13 protein-coding genes are annotated in these 19,772 nt (G+C 56.8%); 9 read left to right on the forward strand and 4 right to left on the reverse strand.

All coding sequences use genetic code 11. The features are described 5' to 3' along the window. Positions 1-463 precede the first annotated feature (463 nt). The 6 genes from lrp to D8B20_RS06185 all read left to right on the forward strand — a co-directional run bounded on the left by lrp (position 464) and on the right by D8B20_RS06185 (position 9,771). Positions 464-958: a leucine-responsive transcriptional regulator Lrp gene (gene lrp / locus D8B20_RS06160; RefSeq protein ID WP_006118610.1), complete on the forward strand. Its 495-nt coding sequence runs from the start codon at positions 464-466 to the stop codon at positions 956-958. 119 nt (positions 959-1,077) lie between these two features. After that, the gene (locus D8B20_RS06165) at positions 1,078-4,773 is read left to right on the forward strand and encodes a DNA translocase FtsK 4TM domain-containing protein (RefSeq protein ID WP_145888048.1); all 3,696 of its coding nucleotides are present in this window, start codon (positions 1,078-1,080) and stop codon (positions 4,771-4,773) included. A gap of 173 nt (positions 4,774-4,946) precedes the next feature. Continuing rightward, positions 4,947-5,558 carry an outer membrane lipoprotein periplasmic chaperone LolA gene (gene lolA, locus D8B20_RS06170; RefSeq protein ID WP_145888049.1) on the forward strand — a complete coding sequence of 204 codons (612 nt, stop codon included), beginning with the start codon at positions 4,947-4,949 and terminating at the stop codon, positions 5,556-5,558. A gap of 7 nt (positions 5,559-5,565) precedes the next feature. Then, positions 5,566-6,912 carry a replication-associated recombination protein A gene (locus D8B20_RS06175; protein ID WP_145888050.1) on the forward strand — a complete coding sequence of 449 codons (1,347 nt, stop codon included), beginning with the start codon at positions 5,566-5,568 and terminating at the stop codon, positions 6,910-6,912. A gap of 97 nt (positions 6,913-7,009) precedes the next feature. Next, entirely contained in the window at positions 7,010-8,302 is a 1,293-nt protein-coding gene (gene serS, locus D8B20_RS06180) for a serine--tRNA ligase (RefSeq protein ID WP_145888051.1), read from the forward strand. A 317-nt stretch (positions 8,303-8,619) separates the two neighbouring features. Next, on the forward strand, positions 8,620-9,771 hold the full coding sequence (locus D8B20_RS06185) for an MFS transporter (RefSeq protein ID WP_145888052.1): 1,152 nt from the start codon (positions 8,620-8,622) through the stop codon (positions 9,769-9,771). Between the two features lie 52 nt (positions 9,772-9,823). Here D8B20_RS06185 and pflA read toward each other — a convergent pair whose 3' ends face one another. From pflA to ycaO, 4 genes are all read right to left on the reverse strand, one after another. After that, on the reverse strand, positions 9,824-10,564 hold the full coding sequence (gene pflA, locus D8B20_RS06190) for a pyruvate formate lyase 1-activating protein (RefSeq protein WP_145888053.1): 741 nt from the start codon (positions 10,562-10,564) through the stop codon (positions 9,824-9,826). A gap of 157 nt (positions 10,565-10,721) precedes the next feature. After that, the gene (gene pflB, locus D8B20_RS06195; RefSeq protein ID WP_145888054.1) at positions 10,722-13,004 is read right to left on the reverse strand and encodes a formate C-acetyltransferase; all 2,283 of its coding nucleotides are present in this window, start codon (positions 13,002-13,004) and stop codon (positions 10,722-10,724) included. 65 nt (positions 13,005-13,069) lie between these two features. Beyond that, positions 13,070-13,930 (reverse strand): formate transporter FocA, encoded by an 861-nt coding sequence (gene focA, locus D8B20_RS06200; RefSeq protein ID WP_145888055.1) that lies wholly within the window; start codon positions 13,928-13,930, stop codon positions 13,070-13,072. A 346-nt stretch (positions 13,931-14,276) separates the two neighbouring features. Next, a complete protein-coding gene (ycaO, locus tag D8B20_RS06205) occupies positions 14,277-16,040 on the reverse strand; it encodes a 30S ribosomal protein S12 methylthiotransferase accessory factor YcaO (RefSeq protein WP_145888056.1) in 1,764 nt (587 codons plus the stop codon). 312 nt (positions 16,041-16,352) lie between these two features. On the opposite strand from ycaO, the gene serC reads away from it, so the two are divergent. From serC to cmk, 3 genes are all read left to right on the forward strand, one after another. After that, a complete protein-coding gene (serC, locus tag D8B20_RS06210; RefSeq protein WP_145888057.1) occupies positions 16,353-17,438 on the forward strand; it encodes a 3-phosphoserine/phosphohydroxythreonine transaminase in 1,086 nt (361 codons plus the stop codon). An 80-nt stretch (positions 17,439-17,518) separates the two neighbouring features. Then, entirely contained in the window at positions 17,519-18,805 is a 1,287-nt protein-coding gene (gene aroA / locus D8B20_RS06215; RefSeq protein WP_145888058.1) for a 3-phosphoshikimate 1-carboxyvinyltransferase, read from the forward strand. A gap of 197 nt (positions 18,806-19,002) precedes the next feature. Further along, entirely contained in the window at positions 19,003-19,683 is a 681-nt protein-coding gene (gene cmk, locus D8B20_RS06220; RefSeq protein ID WP_145888059.1) for a (d)CMP kinase, read from the forward strand. Positions 19,684-19,772: the final 89 nt, after the last annotated feature.

The following is a 19,772-nucleotide window of genomic DNA, read 5'->3' on the forward strand; positions in this document are numbered from 1 at the left end:
AAAAAAGGTTTCAGCAATTTTGTTAACAATCACTGCAAGCGGCGTAGACGATGAACGCCATTTTTGCACGCCGGCTGCGCTAAAACGGGGCATTCACCGGTGATTTGTGGTGCAGCAGTATAAAAAATCTCATTTAAAAACAGCAACCCAGCACTCTGTCTGGCATCTTGTACTGAATTTGGATGTTTTACTTTGACAATCGCCTGCGCTTTTGCGAAAACATTGTCAGAAGCAGAGGGAATTTAGCGGTTCAAAACAGTATTTCGTTCCTGTTTTGCGCGTTTTCGCCAAATAAACTCAGCCTGACATTGGTCATGACGCATGATGTGGACAGACAACATGCGTCATACGGATGGTGGCATTCACTGCACAGGCTTACAGACTTCACTTCAGTAAGGCCCTGAACAATGAGCGTTTTCAGGGTGTGGCAGGTAAAGGGAAGGAATTAAGAGAGACAATAATAATGGTAGACAATAAAAAGCGCCCCGGAAAAGATCTGGACCGTATCGACAGAAACATTCTGAATGAACTGCAGAAAGATGGACGTATTTCTAACGTAGAGCTTTCCAAACGGGTTGGACTTTCACCCACGCCTTGTCTGGAGCGCGTGCGCCGCCTGGAGCGCCAGGGATTCATCCTGGGCTACACCGCACAGCTTAACCCGCATTATCTCGATGCTTCACTGTTGGTTTTTGTTGAGATTACTCTGAATCGTGGCGCGCCAGATGTGTTTGAGCAATTTAACGCCGCTGTGCAAAAACTTGAGGAAACTCAAGAGTGTCACCTCGTTTCCGGTGACTTTGACTACCTGCTGAAAACCCGCGTACCGGATATGTCTGCTTACCGTAAACTGCTGGGTGAAACCTTGCTGCGCCTGCCAGGCGTAAACGACACCCGTACTTATGTCGTGATGGAAGAGGTCAAACAGAGTAATCGTCTGGTGATCAAAACCCGTTAACGCACGGCAGGTGCAAATCTTGCAGGATTTCGGTACACTCCTGTGAATTCATACAGGACCAGCGTCGGGCTTCTCCGGCGCTGTTGCCTTCTTAATTTACAGGCACCTGGAGAGTTCTCTTGAGCCAGGAATACACAGAAGACAAAGACGTTTCATTACAACCGCTGAGCAGCGGACGTCGGCTGCTGGAAGCATTGCTCATCCTTGTGGCCTTGTTTGCCATCTATCTGATGGTGTCACTGGTTAGTTTTAACCCTTCCGATCCCAGCTGGTCGCAGACCGCCTGGCATGAACCTATCCATAACCTCGGTGGCAGCGTGGGCGCATGGCTGGCCGATACGCTGCTGTTTGTATTTGGCGTCATGGCGTACGCGATCCCACCGGTCATTATTGGCCTGTGCTGGATTACCTTCCGCCAGCGCGATCGACAGGATTACATCGACTACTTTGCCGTGGGCCTGCGACTGATTGGCGTGCTGGCGCTGGTGGTCACCACCTGCGGACTGGCGGCGCTTAATGTGGATGATATCTGGTACTTTGCTTCCGGTGGCGTGATTGGCAGCCTGGTCAGTAATGCGATGGCACCCTGGTTCAGCGGAGCCGGCGGCACGCTGACGCTGCTGTGCGTCTGGGCGGCAGGTATCACGCTTTACACCGGCTGGTCGTGGCTGGCGATTGCGGAAAAGATCGGCAGCGTGGTCATGGGTGTGCTGACGTTTGCCAGCAACCGCTCGCGCCATGATGAACCCTGGCAGGAAGAAGAGTGGGAAGATGACACCGAAGCCGACGCGGCACCGGTAATGCGGGCGGCATCTGCGGATGATGACGATGTGCTGCTGGCGAAGCCGCGTAAAGTGGCCGAACCGGCTGCGCTTACGCCGGAAAACGATCCGCTGCTGGCGAAAGCCAGTGCGGCCACGGCAGCGGCGCTGGCGGTCACCGCCGAAGCCGCGCAGGCGTCACCGGCCGTGTCGCACACCGCAGAGGGCAGCGCGCCGACCGCGGCTCAGACAGCTGCAGCGGCCACGCAGCCCGTGACTTCAGCCCATCCAGTGGCATCGCCAGCGTCTGCGCCGGTAGCGCAACCGGCTATGCCGGCACGTCCAGCTCCGGCCGCCACATCGTGGGACAGCGCGCCCGCTGCCCCGCAGGCAGAGGCCGCTCAACCACCGCTTTACCGTTTTGATATGCCTGACGCGCCAGCCACGCCAGCCGCCACTGCGTTCTCCCCGGTGGACGAAGAGGATGGCCCGCGGATGGGTAACTGGCAGCAGGCCGATCAGTTCGCTGCGCCACTGAACAGCGCAGCAACGGCTGCGGTCACTGCAGGCGCTGCGCAGGCAGCCAGCCGTGCGACAGGCGCTATGCCGGCGTTTGATATTGTGCCCGAGCGTGACTACAACCCGCAGGTGAAGCAGGGCATTGGCCCGGAGCTGCCGCGTCCGAATAAAGTCAAACTGCCTACCCGCCGCGAGCTGGCGTCGTATGGCATCAAACTGCCGTCTCAGCGCATGGCGGAAGAGAAAGCGCGTGAGCAGGCGGAACAGCAGCAGCCTGAGGTGAGCGCTACCCTGCATCCGGCGATCCATGAAGACGATGCCGCTGCGTTGCAGGAAGCCCAGCTGCGTGAAGCGTTCCAGTCGCAGCAGCAGCAGCGCTATGGCGAGAGCTGGCAGGCACAGCCGGAAGAAGAGGACGAAGACGCCCTGCAGCAGGCGCAGCTGGCCAGCCAGTTCGCCGCCCAGCAGCAGCAGCGCTACAGCGCAGCGCCGGCTGAGCCAGCGCCGGCATTCAGCCTCGATACTTCTGCCGCGTTTGATTTTTCGCCGATGAAAGATCTGGTTGACGATACGCCGAGTGAGCCGCTGTTTACTATCGCCGCCACCCCGGAAACGGAGACGCCGGCGCAGGGGCAGCAGTCTGCTGCACCGCAGAACGACGCCGCACAGTGGCAACAGCCTGTTGCACCGCAGAACGACGCCGCACAGTGGCAACAGCCTGCGGCACCGCAGAACGACGCCGCACAGTGGCAACAGCCTGCGGCACCGCAGAACGACGCCGCACAGTGGCAACAGCCTGCCGCACCGCAGAACAACGCTGCACAGTGGCAACAGCCTGCCGCACCGCAGAACGACGCCGCACAGGGGCAACCGTCGGCTGCGCCGCAGCCGGCAACGCCGCCGGCTTCGCTGAATGAACATAACAGCCCGTGGTCTTCTCCGGAGCCGCAGGCTTACGCCGCGCCGGCAGAGAAACCGCAGCCGGCACCGGCGCAGGACAGCCTGTTCCACCCGTTCCTTGTGCGGCACGAGCAGCCGCTGGAGAAGCCCTCTACGCCGCTGCCGGTGCTGGATCTGCTGACGCCACCGCCGTCAGAAGAGGAGCCGGTTGACATGTTCGCGCTGGAGCAGACGGCACGTCTGGTTGAAGCGCGCCTGGCCGATTACCGGGTGAAAGCCGAAGTGGTGGGGATCTCGCCAGGGCCGGTGATTACCCGTTTTGAGCTGGATCTGGCACCGGGCGTGAAGGCGGCGCGTATTTCCAATCTGTCGCGCGACCTGGCCCGTTCCCTTTCTGCTGTGGCCGTGCGCGTGGTGGAGGTGATTCCTGGCAAACCCTATGTTGGCCTGGAACTGCCGAACAAACACCGCCAGACCGTATACCTGCGGGAAGTGCTGGATTGCGACAAGTTCCGTGACAATCCATCGCCGCTTGCTGTGGTGCTGGGGAAAGATATCTCCGGCCAGCCGGTGGTCGCCGATCTGGCGAAAATGCCGCACCTGCTGGTAGCCGGTACCACCGGTTCCGGTAAGTCTGTCGGCGTGAACACCATGATCATCAGCATGCTGTATAAAGCCACCCCGGAAGAGGTGCGCTTTATCATGATCGATCCGAAAATGCTGGAGCTCTCGGTTTATGAAGGCATTCCGCACCTGCTGACCGAAGTCGTTACCGACATGAAAGACGCGGCGAATGCGCTGCGCTGGAGTGTGGTAGAGATGGAACGTCGCTACAAGCTGATGTCGGCGCTGGGCGTGCGTAACCTGGCAGGCTACAACGAGAAAATTGAGCAGGCGGCGGCCATGGGCCGTCCGATTCCGGATCCGTTCTGGAAACCGGGCGACAGCATGGACATGACGCCGCCGGTGCTGGAAAAACTGCCGTATATCGTGGTGCTGGTCGATGAGTTTGCCGATCTGATGATGGCGGTCGGTAAGAAAGTGGAAGAATTGATCGCCCGTCTGGCGCAGAAAGCACGTGCGGCCGGCATCCACCTGGTACTGGCAACGCAGCGTCCGTCGGTAGATGTGATCACCGGCTTAATCAAAGCTAACATTCCGACACGTATTGCGTTTACCGTTTCCAGTAAGATCGACTCGCGCACCATTCTTGACCAGGGCGGCGCGGAATCGCTGCTGGGGATGGGTGACATGCTGTATATGCCGCCGAACTCCTCAATGCCGGTGCGTGTGCATGGCGCCTTCGTACGCGATCAGGAAGTCCACGCCGTGGTTCAGGACTGGAAAGCGCGCGGACGTCCGCAGTACATTGAAAGCATCACCGCAGGCGAAGAGAGCGAGGGCGGAGCCGGCGGCATCGACGGTGACGAAGAGCTCGATCCGCTGTTCGATCAGGCGGTGGCCTTTGTGGTGGAAAAACGCCGGGCTTCCATATCCGGGGTGCAGCGACAGTTCCGTATTGGCTATAACCGTGCTGCGCGCATCATCGAACAGATGGAAGCGCAGGGGATTGTTTCTGAGCCGGGTCACAATGGTAACCGTGAGGTGCTTTCGCCACCGCCACACGAGATGTAAACCGGCGCAAGCGATCTCTCCTGACGGGCCAGTGCAAACTGGCCCGTTGTTTATCTGCGGTATGCCCCCATATATCAGGGAGCTTTCGGCATTTTCTCCTGTCTCAATCACAGGACGGCAACTACGTTTAATGCAGTGAGTGTCGGGAAACCATGAATAAGGAATTGAATCAGATGAAATTACACGTTATTGCCTGTGGCCTGCTGGCCAGTTTCGTTTCCGCTTCCGTGCTGGCCGATGCCTCCAGCGATTTGCAGCAGCGCCTGAACAAAGTGAACAGTTTCCACGCCAGCTTTAGCCAGAAAGTGACAGATGGCAGCGGTGCCAACGTGCAGGACGGCGAAGGGGAACTGTGGGTCAAACGTCCCAGCCTGTTCAACTGGCACATGACGGCCCCGGATGAGAGCGTCATTATTTCTGACGGTAAAAATCTGTGGTTCTACAATCCCTTTGTCGAGCAGGCGAGCGTCAGCCTGTTACAGAACGCCACCAGCAACACGCCTTTTATGCTGATTGCGCGTAACCAGCCTTCTGACTGGCAGCAGTACAACATCAGGCAGCAGGGTGACAATTTTGAACTGACGCCGAAAAGCAGCGATGGCAACCTGAAGCAGTTCACCATCAACGTTTCGCCCTCGGGCACCATTAATCAGTTCAGCGCTATCGAGCAGGATGGTCAGCGCAGCAGCTATCAGTTGAAGAGCCAGAAAAACGGGGCGATCAGCCCGGATAAGTTCACTTTTACGCCACCAAAAGGTGTAACGGTGGACGATCAACGTCAGTGAGGTCGTCGTGAGTAATCTGTCCCTGGATTTTGCCCCCGCCAGTGAGTTTCAGCCGCTGGCCGCGCGTATGCGGCCCGCGACGCTGCAGCAGTATATTGGTCAGCAGCATCTGCTGGCGCCAGGCAAACCGCTGCCGCGCGCTATAGAGGCGGGCCATCTGCACTCTATGATTCTGTGGGGGCCGCCAGGGACCGGTAAAACCACGCTGGCGGAGATCATCGCGCACTACGGCAATGCGGATGTCGAGCGCATCTCCGCCGTGACCTCCGGTGTGAAAGAGATTCGTGAGGCCATTGCGCGCGCCCGCCAGAATCGCCAGGTCGGGCGTCGTACCATCCTGTTTGTGGACGAGGTCCATCGCTTCAATAAAAGTCAGCAGGATGCCTTTCTGCCGCATATCGAAGATGGCACCATCACCTTTATCGGTGCCACCACAGAAAACCCCTCTTTTGAGCTCAATTCGGCGCTGTTATCGCGTGCCCGCGTCTATCTGCTGAAACCCCTGACCACGGCAGATATCGAGCAGGTTCTGCAGCAGGCGATGGAAGACAAAGCGCGCGGCTACGGTGACAGCGACATTGTGCTGCCCGATCACACCCGCCGTATGATTGCGGAGCTGGTTAATGGTGACGCCCGCCGGGCGCTGAATACGCTGGAAATGATGGCGGATATGGCTGAGGTCAATGCCGCAGGGCAGCGTGAGCTGACGCCGCAGCTGTTGAATGAAGTCTCTGGTGAGAGAGCCGCGCGTTTCGATAACAAAGGTGACCGCTTTTACGATCTGATTTCTGCCCTGCACAAATCGGTGCGCGGCTCCGCGCCGGATGCGGCACTGTACTGGTATGCCCGCATTATAACCGCCGGGGGCGATCCGCTGTATGTGGCGCGGCGGTTACTGGCAATAGCTTCTGAAGACGTCGGCAACGCCGATCCGCGCGGCATGCAGGTCGCAATTGCTGCCTGGGACTGTTTTACCCGCGTCGGGCCAGCCGAAGGGGAACGCGCTATCGCGCAGGCGATTGTCTATCTGGCCTGTGCGCCCAAAAGCAATGCTGTGTATACCGCGTTTAAAGCGGCGATGCGCGATGCGCGCGAACAGCCGGACTACGATGTGCCGGAACACCTGCGCAACGCACCGACGAAGCTGATGAAAGAGATGGGGCTGGGCAAAGAGTACCGTTATGCCCATGACGAACCCAACGCCTACGCGGCCGGTGAGGTGTTTTTCCCGCCGGAAATGGCGGAAACGCGCTACTATCAGCCTACCAGCCGTGGCCTTGAGGGAAAGATTGGCGAAAAACTCGCCTGGCTGGCTGAGCAGGATCAAAATAGCCCGATAAAACGCTACCGCTGATAAACGCGTTACGGTAAGGTGAGCAAGGATTTCATTGCATTCCAGTGGGATGCATCCCTTCATTCGTTCAATCAACCTTTAATTACACAGGATAAGCATGCTCGATCCCAATCTGCTGCGTAACGAGCCAGACGCAGTCGCAGAAAAACTGGCACGCCGGGGATTTAAACTGGATGTGGATACGCTGCGCTCCCTCGAAGAGCGTCGTAAAGTTTTGCAGGTGGAAACGGAAAACCTGCAGGCTGAGCGTAACGCCCGCTCCAAATCCATCGGCCAGGCCAAAGCACGTGGGGAAGACATCGAGCCGCTGCGCCAGGAAGTGAATGCGCTGGGCGAACGCCTGGACGCGGCGAAAGCCGAACTGGATACCCTGCAGAACGAAATCCGTGATTTCGCTCTGGCGCTGCCTAACCTGCCGGCAGACGACGTGCCGCTGGGTAAAGATGACAGCGAAAACCAGGAAGTCAGCCGCTGGGGCCAGCCGCGCCAGTTTGATTTCCCGGTAAAAGACCATGTTGAGCTGGGCGAAGCCGTGAAAGGGCTGGATTTTGCTGCGGCGGTAAAACTGACCGGATCACGTTTTATCGTGATGCAGGGCCAGATTGCCCGTCTGCATCGCGCGCTCAGCCAGTTCATGATTGATCTGCATACGCAGCAGCATGGTTATCTCGAAACTTACGTGCCGTATCTGGTTAACCATGAAACCCTGTACGGGACGGGCCAGCTGCCAAAGTTTGGTGAGGACCTGTTCCATACCAAACCGCTTGGCGAAGAAGCGGGTAGCAGCAACTATGCGCTGATCCCAACCGCCGAAGTGCCGCTGACGAACCTGGTTCGCGATGAGATCGTGGAAGAAGAAAGCCTGCCGATCAAACTCACGGCGCACACGCCTTGCTTCCGTTCTGAAGCCGGCTCCTATGGACGTGACACGCGCGGCCTGATCCGTATGCACCAGTTTGATAAAGTTGAGATGGTGCACATCGTGGCGCCGGAAACGTCAATGGATGCGCTGGAAGAGCTGGTGGGGCACGCCGAGAAAGTGCTGCAGCTGCTGAATCTGCCGTACCGTAAAGTGCTGCTGTGCACCGGCGACATGGGCTTTGGTTCCGCGAAAACTTACGACCTGGAAGTGTGGCTGCCGGCGCAGGATACTTACCGCGAAATCTCATCCTGCTCCAACATGTGGGATTTCCAGGCACGTCGTATGCAGGCGCGCTGCCGCAGTAAAACTGACAAAAAGCCGCGCCTGGTGCACACGCTGAATGGTTCAGGCCTGGCCGTGGGTCGTACGCTGGTCGCCGTGCTGGAAAACTACCAGCAGGCGGACGGCCGGATTGAAGTACCGGAAGTGTTACGTCCTTATATGGGCGGCCTGACCCACATCGGCTAATCCGCACGCTGTTTTTCTGACCCGGCATTGCCGGGTTTTTTTATTTTTTTAAGGCCTTAAATACGCGATTTTTATCGCCGGATAATCACAAATAAACGTTATCGATATTTGCACGCGCCTAAAGCGTAAAACCCATAAATTCATCAACATAGATTGTCTGCTTCTGTCATCTGGCGTATCGCTAACCTGCTGAAGATAAAAAAAATAAATTGTCCGGCAGCAAATTGTGCGGCGGTTGTTTTTTGTGCGTTGACTTTGCATTTTCCAGTGGCAAACTGCGCGCAATTCTCATCATTTCTTTTGGTTTTTTATCCCCTATGTCAACCTGGTCGCGTCCCGTCCTGCTGCTGCTTTGTGGCCTGATGCTTATGACGGTGTCTATTGCTGTGCTCAATACTCTGGTGCCGTTATGGCTGACTCACGATTTGCTGCCGACATGGCAGGTCGGGATGGCCAGCTCTGCCTATTACACCGGTAACCTGCTGGGCACGCTGATGGCAGGCTGGCTGATCAATCGCTACGGTTTTAACCGTTGCTTCTACCTCGCCAGCGTCCTGTTCGCGCTCGCCACCAGCGGCATGGCGCTGCTCGACGGGTTCTATAGCTGGACCGCGCTGCGGTTTATCGCCGGTACGGGCTGTGCCCTGATTTGGGTGGTGGTTGAGAGCGCTTTGCTCTGCAGTGGCACGGTACGCAACCGTGGACAGCTGCTGGCTGCGTATATGATCGTTTACTATCTGGGCACGGTGGCTGGCCAGCTGCTGGTGAGTCGCGTTTCGACTGAGCTGCTGCAGGTCATCCCGTGGGTCAGCGCGCTGATTGTCTGCGCCATGCTGCCGGTACTGTTCCTGCGCGTTAACGCGGGTGCTGCGACAGAAGAGACTTCCACCACGCGAATCTGGAGCATGCTGCGCCGCCGCAGTTCACGTCTGGGCATCAACGGCTGCATTATCTCTGGTATCGTGCTGGGTTCCCTCTACGGGCTGATGCCGCTGTATCTTTCCCATCAGGGCATGAGTGATGCCACTGTGGGTTACTGGATGGCGCTGCTGGTCAGTGCCGGTATCGTCGGCCAGTGGCCGGTGGGCCGCCTGGCAGATCGCTTTGGCCGGCTGATGGTGCTGCGCGTGCAGGTGTTTGTGGTGATTCTTGGTGCGATGGCGATGCTGGGCGATACCGCCATGGCACCGGCGCTGTTTATTCTCGGTCTGGCTGGCTTTACGCTCTATCCGGTGGCGATGTCGTGGGCCTGTGAAACCGTGGCGCACCATGAGCTGGTGGCAATGAATCAGGCGCTGCTGTTCAGCTATACCATTGGCAGCCTCGTTGGTCCGGGCATGACGTCAATGCTGATGCAGAACTACTCCGATCGCCTGCTGTTTGTGATGATCGCGGCGGTGGCGCTGGTCTATCTGGTTATGCTGCTGCGTAAAGCGGACCATCACGTTACGCCCGTGGCGCATGCCTGAGCGGTAAATAGCATAAAAAACGGGGAGCAATGAGCTCCCCTTTTTTCCGGCATCAGTACATCACCTGATGACCGTAACCGGCCAGAATATTTTTTACCCGCTCCATGGTTTCCCGATCCGGCGGCTTAACCCCTTCCAGCTTGTACTCTTCGCCCATGGCTATCCACTTGTGTTTACCCAGCTCGTGATAGGGCAGCAGTTCTATTTTCTCAATATTATCCATGTCCTGCGTAAAGGCACCCAGGCGATGCACTGAGTCATCGTCGTCTGAATAGCCGGGCACCACCACATAGCGTATCCATGTGCGCTTTCCACGCTTCTGTAAATAGCGCGCAAAATCCAGCGTGCGGTGGTTGGACACCCCCACCAGAATCTGATGGATATCATCATTGATCTGTTTGAGATCGAGCATAACCAGATCGGTCACGTCGAGCAGTTCGTCAATCACCGGGTCGTAGCGGCGGACAAAGCCGTTGGTGTCCAGGCAGGTGTGAATACCTTCCGCTTTACAGGCGCGGAACCAGTCGCGCACGAACTCCGCCTGCAGAATCGCTTCACCGCCTGAGGCCGTCACGCCGCCGCCGGAAGCGTTCATGAAGTGGCGATACGACAGCACCTCTTTCATCAGGGCTTCTACGGTAATTTCTTTGCCGCAGTGCGTATCCCAGGTATCGCGGTTGTGGCAGTAGAGACAGCGCATCAGGCAGCCCTGGAAAAAGGTGATGAAGCGGATGCCGGGACCGTCAACGGTGCCGCAGGATTCAAACGAATGGATTCGACCGAGGGTAGACATGGCGATGTATTCTCCGGTTCAGCCTGAACGTCAGGCGGCACACTCTGCGTTGTGCTTCAGGGGCGAAAGTCAGTTTTGGCAGACAGCCGGTACAGCGGGCTGGCAAAACGGACCTCGGGAGAAAAGGCTCCCGCAGGAGCCTTTCAACACGGGGCGATTACAGCGACTGCGTGAACGTGCGGGTAATGACGTCCTGCTGCTGCTCTTTGGTCAGTGAGTTAAAGCGCACCGCATAGCCGGAGACGCGGATAGTCAGCTGCGGATATTTTTCCGGGTGCTCCATGGCATCCAGCAGCATCTCACGATTCATCACGTTAACGTTAAGGTGCTGACCGCCCTCAATGTGTGCTTCGTGATGGAAGTAACCATCCATCAGGCCAGCGAGGTTGGTTTTTCGCACGTTGTCATCTTTACCCAGCGCATTCGGTACGATGGAGAACGTATACGAAATACCGTCTTTCGCATAGGCAAACGGCAGTTTTGCTACTGACGTCAGTGAGGCAACCGCGCCTTTCTGATCGCGGCCGTGCATCGGGTTGGCACCGGGTCCGAATGGCGCACCCGCGCGACGACCGTCCGGTGTATTACCGGTTTTCTTACCGTAGACCACGTTTGAGGTAATCGTCAGCACAGACTGCGTCGGCACCGCGTTACGGTAAGTCTGCAGCTGCTGAATTTTCTTCATGAAACGTTCAACCAGGTCGCAGGCCATATCGTCAACGCGCGGGTCGTTATTACCAAACTGCGGGTAGTCGCCTTCGATGTCAAAATCAATGGCCAGGCCATCCGCATCGCGGATCGGTTTCACCCGGGCATACTTGATGGCTGACAGCGAATCGGCAGCTACTGACAGGCCCGCGATACCGCACGCCATGGTGCGATAAACATCGCGGTCATGCAGCGCCATCAGAGCGGCTTCATAGCTGTACTTATCGTGCATGTAATGAATGATGTTCAGTGCGGTCACGTACTGTTTTGCCAGCCAGTCCATGAAGTGATCCATCCGCGCCATCACGGTGTCAAAATCCAGCACGTCATCCATGATCGGCGCTTCTTTCGGGCCAACCTGCATTTTCAGTTTTTCATCAACGCCGCCGTTGATTGCGTACAGCAGGGTTTTTGCCAGGTTAGCGCGGGCACCAAAGAACTGCATCTGTTTACCGACAATCATCGGGCTGACGCAGCAGGCGATAGCGTAGTCATCGTTATTGAAATCCGGACGCATCAGGTCGTCATTTTCATACTGCAGCGAAGAGGTGTCGATAGAGACTTTGGCTGCGTATTTTTTGAAGTTTACCGGCAGTTTTTCTGACCACAGAATGGTCATGTTTGGCTCCGGCGACGGGCCCATGGTGTACAGGGTGTTCAGGAAGCGGAAGGTGGTTTTGGTCACCAGCGTGCGTCCATCAACGCCCATGCCGGCCAGCGATTCGGTAGCCCAGATCGGGTCGCCTGAGAACAGCTCATCATATTCCGGTGTCCGCAGGAAACGCACCATACGCAGTTTCATCACCAGATGATCGATCAGCTCCTGCGCCTGCTCTTCCGTCAGCCTGCCGGCCTGCATATCGCGTTCAATATAGATATCTAGGAAGGTTGAGACGCGGCCAAACGACATGGCGGCACCATTCTGCGACTTCACCGCAGCCAGATAGCCAAAGTAGGTCCACTGCACAGCTTCCTGCGCCGTGGTGGCCGGGACAGAGATATCACAGCCGTATTTTGCGGCCATCTCTTTGATCTGGCCCAGCGCGCGGTGCTGCTCTGTGATCTCTTCACGCAGACGGATAGTGGCTTCAAGGTTTACGCCGTTTTCCAGGTCGTGCTGCAGTGAATTAAACTGCGCCACTTTGTCTTTCATCAGATAGTCGATACCGTACAGCGCAACGCGGCGGTAATCGCCAATGATGCGACCGCGACCGTAGGCATCCGGTAAACCGGTCAGCACGCCGGATTTACGGCAGCGCAGGATATCCGGCGTGTAGACGTCAAACACACCCTGGTTATGGGTTTTACGGTAATCGGTAAACACTTTTTTCAGCGCCGGGTCCAGTTCACGGCCGTAAACTTTACAGGAGCCTTCCACCATTTTAATGCCGCCAAACGGAATGATGGCGCGTTTCAGCGGGGCTTCAGTCTGCAGGCCGACAATGGTTTCCAGCGATTTATTAATGTAGCCGGCATCGTGCGAAGTAATGGTTGAGGCTAAATCCGTATCAAAATCCACCGGGGCGTGCGTGCGGTTTTCAATTTTGATCCCTTCCAGCACGCTATTCCACAGGGTTGTGGTGGCTGCGGTAGCGCCGGCGAGGAAGGATTCATCACCTTCATACGGCGTATAGTTTTTCTGGATAAAGTCACGGACGTTGACGCTGTTCTGCCACTCGCCGGCGTGAAACCCTTCCCAGGCTGACGCCATTTTTTCATTAAGTTCGGACATGATATACCTGCCTTATTTAGGGAGACTGTGACCAGTGACGCGCCGCGCGCGTCGGTCGTAATGGGTTAATGGGCCGGAGATTCTCCGCGCAGATAGATAACCCAGTAGGTCAACCCGACCAGTAATCCGCCGCCGATGATATTACCGAGGGTAACCGGAATCAGGTTGTGAAGAATAAAGTTGCCGGCATCCAGCGCCGGAAACTGCGCTGCACTGGCGCCAGTCATCTGCCAGAATGCCGGGCTGGCAAAATCTCTTACGACAATCGCCATCGGGATCAGGAACATATTAGCGATGCTGTGTTCGAAGCCGCAGGCAACAAACATCGCGACCGGCAGTATCATCGCCACCATTTTGTCAATCAGGCTGCGGCCGGAATAACTCATCCACACCGCCAGACACACCATCAGATTGGCCAGCGTGCCGAGGCTGACGGCTTCAATAAAGCTGTGATGCATTTTGTGATCGGCCGTCTGCAGCAGATTCAGGCCCCAGGCACCCTCTGCCACCTGGTGCTCACCGGCCAGCCAGATCAGCAGCACAAAAAACAGGGCACCGCACAGGTTGCCGATGTAGACATTGAGCCAGTGCCGGCCCAGCTGCAGCCAGGTGATGCGCCCACTGGCTTTGGCGACGACAATCAGCACGGTTGAGGTAAAGAGATCGGCCCCGCACACCACCACCAGCATCAGACCAAGGGAAAAACAGATGCCACCGATGAGCTTAGCGATGCCCCACGGCATCACGCCGCTGCCGGTTGTGGCTGTAAGGTAGAAAACAAAGGCGATAGAGATAAATACGCCGGCGGTGATGGCCAGAAAGAAGGTGGTCAGAGGATGTTTTGTCGCTTTATACACCCCGGCATCTTCAGCCACTTTTGCCATCGCCGCGGGGAGTAATGCATTAAAAGGGTTGTCAGCTTTCACACTAACGCTCTCCACAAATTGTCTGAAAAAAGACTACCAAAGCCTGACGGGTCGGGACTTGATGTGGATCATATTTAACCGGATGGCAGGGTGAACTTAAGGTTACAAAATGCGCAATTTTTATTTAATTTATTGATATTAATACAAATAATTATTTTTTAAAAATTACAAATTTATTTGAAATATGGCGTGACGGACGGTGAGCTTGTTAACGATTGGATACAGATGAAACTGCATTGTTATTAATCGATTCTGGCGGGCCGGTTTCCGAAAACAAAAAATGGCACCGGGTGAGCGGTGCCATTGGGGAGCTGACGTAATGTCAGGTGCGGCCGGGGAAGCCGGATTAGTTTGCTGACCAGTAGCGACGTTTTGCCGCCTGCAGTTTTTCATAGGCTGCCAGCAGCGCCTGATGGGCCGGGAAGGCTTTCAGGTCCGCATCCACCGGCTGCAGGCCGTAGAATGGCGCTTCACCACTGATTGCGGCTGAAGCGGCTTCCACCGCAGACTGACCATACATACGGACAAAGGCGCGATGATACTGCAGCGGCTCGCGCTCTTCTTCCATAGCCAGCAACAGCAGCGTCTGCAGGCAGCGGTAGTAGTTAGCACGCTCTTCGCTGAAGATGGACTGGTTGAATTCCATTGTCCATTCGGTCCAGATCAGCGCCTGATCCAGATCGCCGCCTGCCAGCGCCAGCATTGCTTTCAGCTCACCGATACGCAGCGTAAACCAGCCGTTGTCTTTGCCGGTTGCCAGGCCCAGCAGTTCGCGTACGCGGGTAAAATCGTCATGGCCTTCTTCATCCAGCTGAACGATCAGATCCAGATACGCTTCCGGCTCCCATTGGCTGGCCGGCAGGGCCAGCAGCGTTTCACGCAGCGAGGCACCCATATTGTTGTTCGCCAGCAGCAGATCTTCTGCCGGATAGATGTCTGACATGCCCGGTACAATAATCCGGCAGGCATACACGCCCAGATGCTCATAATCGGCAATGTAGACTTCTTTGTCTTCGGCGCGGAAAATCGCCATCAGCGTATCGAACTCTTCATGCGTGCTGCCGGCAAAGCTCCAGTCTACAAACGGATAGTCCGCGTCCTCTTTGAACATATCCCATGAAATCAGACCGCTGGAATCGATAAAGTGAGTTTCCAGGTTAGCATGCTCGGCAACTTCTTCGTCATCGAAGGTGGGCGGGGTGAACACGTCAAGATCTTTCAGACTACGTCCCTGCAGCAGTTCGGTCACGGTGCGCTCCAGCGCCACGCCGAAGTCCGGGTGCGCGCCAAAGGAAGCAAAACAGGTGCCGTTAGCCGGGTTGAACAGGACCACACAGATAACCGGATAGTGGCCGCCCAGCGATGCGTCATAGGCGAAGATCGGGAACCCTTCGGCTTCAAGCCGCGCGATGGCTTCCACCACGCCCGGATAGCGCTGCATCACCGCATCAGGAATCTCCGGCAGGCTGATGGATTCGGCGATGATGCGGTTTTTGATGTGGCGCTCAAACACTTCAGACAGGCCCTGCACGCGCGCTTCGTTCGCGGTGTTACCGGCTGACATGCCGTTGGACACATACAGGTTGCCGATAATGTTCATCGGAATATAGACCGTCTGCTGATCGGACTGACGTGTAAAGGGCAGGCCGCAGATGCCGCGTTCGGTATTGCCGGACTGCAGGTCAATCAGATCAGAGGCGCTCAGGCTTGCTTCCGGATCGTAAAAGGCACGCAGGCGCGCGTCCAGAATGCCGGCTGGCAGGCTGTCATCTTCCGGCAGCGGGAACCATTTCTCGTTGGGATAGTGGACGAAATCGCCACTGGCGATGGACTCACCCAGCCAGAAATCGGCAAAGAAATAGTTAGTGGAGAGACGCTCAAAGTATTCACCCAGTGCAGAAGCCAGCGCCGCTTTTTTACTGGCACCTTTGCCATTCGTAAAGCACAGCGGACAGTCGCGATCGCGGATATGGACAGACCAGACGTGCGGGACCGGGTTCAGCCAGGACGCTTCTTCAATATTGAAACCCAGATCCTGCAGTTTCTGCTGGAAGCGTGCGATGGAGTCTTCCAGTGCAGCATCTTTACCTGGAATAAACGTTTGCGTCATGGTGGCGCTCTCTTAAGTCAATGGGGTGGGCGTAAAGCGCGCAATAATACGGGTTTTGCGCCTGCGGCGCTATGCGTGCGCCAAATTTCTCACGTCAGCATAACGGGAAGCGGGGCCGCTGGCGGCAATCTGATTTTACATCAGCAGTCTGCCTCACAAAATTCCGTTGCCGGTTGCATTTGTGACATAAGCTGCGGCGGAGCCTGCGCCGGAAACGCGCCGGTGGCCGGAGAAATGTTTGCAGCCTTACGGAGGCAATGATACAACCGGTAAAATATGCATAACCGTTCGATATGACAGTGGTGAGGGGAAATGACGCAGGTTTATAATTTTAGCTCCGGACCGGCCATGCTGCCGGTGGAAGTGCTTCGTCGTGCAGAACAGGAACTGACAAACTGGCGTGGGCTGGGCACCTCGGTGATGGAAATCAGTCACCGCAGCAAAGAGTTCATTGAGGTCGCGGAAACGGCGGAACAGGATTTTCGCGATCTGCTGAAAATCCCGGCCGGCTACAAAGTATTATTCTGCCACGGCGGTGCCCGTGCGCAGTTTGCGGCTATCCCAGGCAACCTGCTGGGCGACGCCACCACGGCGGACTACATTGATGGCGGTTACTGGGCGCACAGCGCGATTAAAGAAGCGGAAAAATACTGCTCGCCGAACACTATTGACATCAAAACCACGCGTGACGGCAAGCGTGCGCTGTTACCTATGCGCGAATGGCAGCTGAGCGATGACGCGGCTTACGTGCATTACTGCCCGAATGAAACCATTGACGGCACGGCCATTGATGAAGAGCCGGATTTCGGTGACAAAGTGGTGGTGGCGGACCTCTCTTCTACCATCCTGTCCCGACCGCTTGATGTCAGCCGCTATGGTCTGATTTATGCCGGTGCGCAGAAGAATATCGGCCCGGCGGGGTTAACGCTGGTGGTGGTGCGGGAAGACCTGCTGGGCAAAGCGCAGCGCTATGTGCCTTCCATCCTTGACTACAAAGTGCTGGCCGAGAACGACTCGATGTTCAATACGCCGCCAACCTTTGCCTGGTATCTCTCTGGTCTGGTGTTCAAATGGCTGAAAGAGAAGGGCGGCGTGGCGGAAATGGCCAGAATCAATCAGGCGAAAGCCAGCCTGTTGTATAGCGTCATTGACCAGAGTGGCTTTTACCGCAACGAAGTGGCCGATGAGAACCGCTCGCGCATGAACGTGCCGTTCCAGCTGGCGGATGCCGCGCTTGATAAAGTCTTCCTTGAAGAGTCGCTGAAAGCAGGCCTGCATGCCCTGAAAGGCCACCGCGTGGTTGGCGGCATGCGTGCCTCGATCTACAATGCGATGCCGCTGGAAGGCGTTAAAGCACTGACTGAATTCATGATTGATTTCGAACGCCGTCACGGCTGATTATCTGTACCCTGCCGGTTTAGCGGCATCCGACCCCGTCAGCCGGCGGGGTCGCGTATTTTCTGGAGATTTGGTTTCACATGCAGGACTCCCTGACCCTACAACCGATTGCCCGCGTGGATGGCACGGTCAACTTACCGGGTTCGAAAAGCGTTTCGAACCGCGCCCTGTTACTGGCGGCACTGGCGAACGGCACCACGCGCCTGACCAATCTGCTGGATAGCGATGATGTCAGACACATGCTGAATGCGCTGGAAGCGCTGGGCGTCCACTATACGCTCTCTGCCGATCGGACCGTGTGTGAAGTCACCGGCATGGCGGGGCCGCTGCAGTCCGGCCAGCCGCTGGAGCTGTTTCTCGGTAACGCCGGCACCGCTATGCGTCCGCTGGCCGCTGCGCTCTGCCTCGGCGAGCAATCCGTGGTGCTGACCGGTGAACCGCGTATGAAAGAACGGCCGATTGGTCACCTGGTGGATGCGCTGCGTCAGGGCGGTGCCCGCATCGATTATCTTGAGCAGACCGATTATCCACCGCTGCGCCTGCACGGCGGTTTTACCGGCGGTGATGTAAGCGTAGACGGTAGCGTGTCCAGCCAGTTCCTGACGGCCCTGCTGATGACCGCGCCGCTGGCTCCGCGCGACACCACCATTACCATCAAAGGCGAATTGGTTTCTAAACCTTACATTGATATCACGCTGCATCTGATGCGCTGCTTTGGCGTAGAGGTAGATAACCAGCACTATCAGCGCTTTGTGGTCAAAGGCCAGCAGCATTATCAGGCACCCGGTGATTACCTGGTCGAAGGCGATGCTTCCTCAGCCTCCTATTTCCTTGCCGCAGCGGCAATCAGAGGCGGCACGGTGCGCGTAACCGGCATTGGCCGCAACAGCGTGCAGGGTGACATTCGTTTTGCTGACGTGCTGGAAAAAATGGGCGCGGTGATTGAATGGGGCGATGATTACATTGCCTGCACGCGCGGCGAGCTGAACGGCATCGATATGGATATGAACCACATTCCGGATGCGGCGATGACCATTGCGACGACCGCGCTGTTTGCTCAGGGAACCACTCTGATGCGCAATATCTATAACTGGCGCGTTAAAGAGACCGATCGCCTGGCGGCGATGGCGACTGAACTGCGTAAGGTTGGCGCGGAAGTGGAAGAGGGGCACGACTTTATTCGCGTTACCCCGCCCGCGCAGCTGCAGCACGCGGATATCGGCACCTACAACGATCACCGTATGGCGATGTGCTTCTCGCTGGTGGCGCTGTCGGACACGCCGGTCACCATCCTCGATCCCGGCTGCACGGCGAAAACCTTTCCCGATTACTTCCAGCAGTTAGCGAAAATCAGCCACGCTTCATAATCACTCTCCCGGCGCGCCCGCGCCGGGTTCCTCTGTTTCATGCTGGCCTCACCGGGCAGAAATTCCTCTGAATCTGTCGAAATTTCTGGCGCTGTCTACGCTAAAGGGTAACCAAGCTGACGCGGGCAGCGTATAATGCCGCGCAATCCAGACAGCCAAGAAGGCTGATAATAAGCATGCAGTAACAGGAGAGAACAATGACAGCAATCGCCCCGGTAATTACCATTGACGGCCCAAGCGGCGCAGGTAAAGGGACATTATGTAAAGCGATGGCGGAGTCATTACAGTGGCATCTGCTGGATTCAGGCGCAATTTACCGCGTGCTGGCCCTGGCCGCGCTGCATCACCAGGTTGATATCGAATCTGAAGAAGCGCTGGTGCCAATGGCTGCGCATCTTGACGTGCGTTTTCTGTCTGTCGACGGCGAAATGCAGGTGGTGCTGGAAGGTGAAGACGTCACCGGTGAAATCCGCACGCAGGAAGTCAGCAACACCGCCTCGCGCGTGGCGGCCTTTCCCCGGGTGCGCGAAGCGCTGCTGCGACGTCAGCGCGCCTTCCGCGAAGAGCCGGGGCTGATCGCTGACGGACGCGACATGGGCACGGTGGTTTTCCCGGATGCGCCGGTCAAAATTTTCCTTGATGCCAGCCCGGAAGAGCGGGCGCAGCGCCGTATGCTACAGTTGCAGGAAAAGGGCTTTAGTGTTAACTTTGATCGCCTTTTATCCGAGATAAAAGAGCGCGACGACCGCGATCGCAACCGCGCCATCGCGCCGCTGGTGCCCGCCGCCGATGCACTTCTGCTGGATTCAACCCGCATGAGCATTGAGCAGGTAATTGAAAAGGCACTGGATTATGCCCGCCAGAAACTGGGCATGTAATCCATACGACAACCGAATTGCTGTAACCCTGTACCACGGAACCGGTGCAGGGCATGTGAAACAACCCCATCCGACAATGACGTCAGGTG

The sequence above is a fragment of the Candidatus Pantoea soli genome (genome assembly GCF_007833795.1).
GTDB classification, from domain to species: Bacteria; Pseudomonadota; Gammaproteobacteria; order Enterobacterales; family Enterobacteriaceae; genus Pantoea; species Pantoea soli.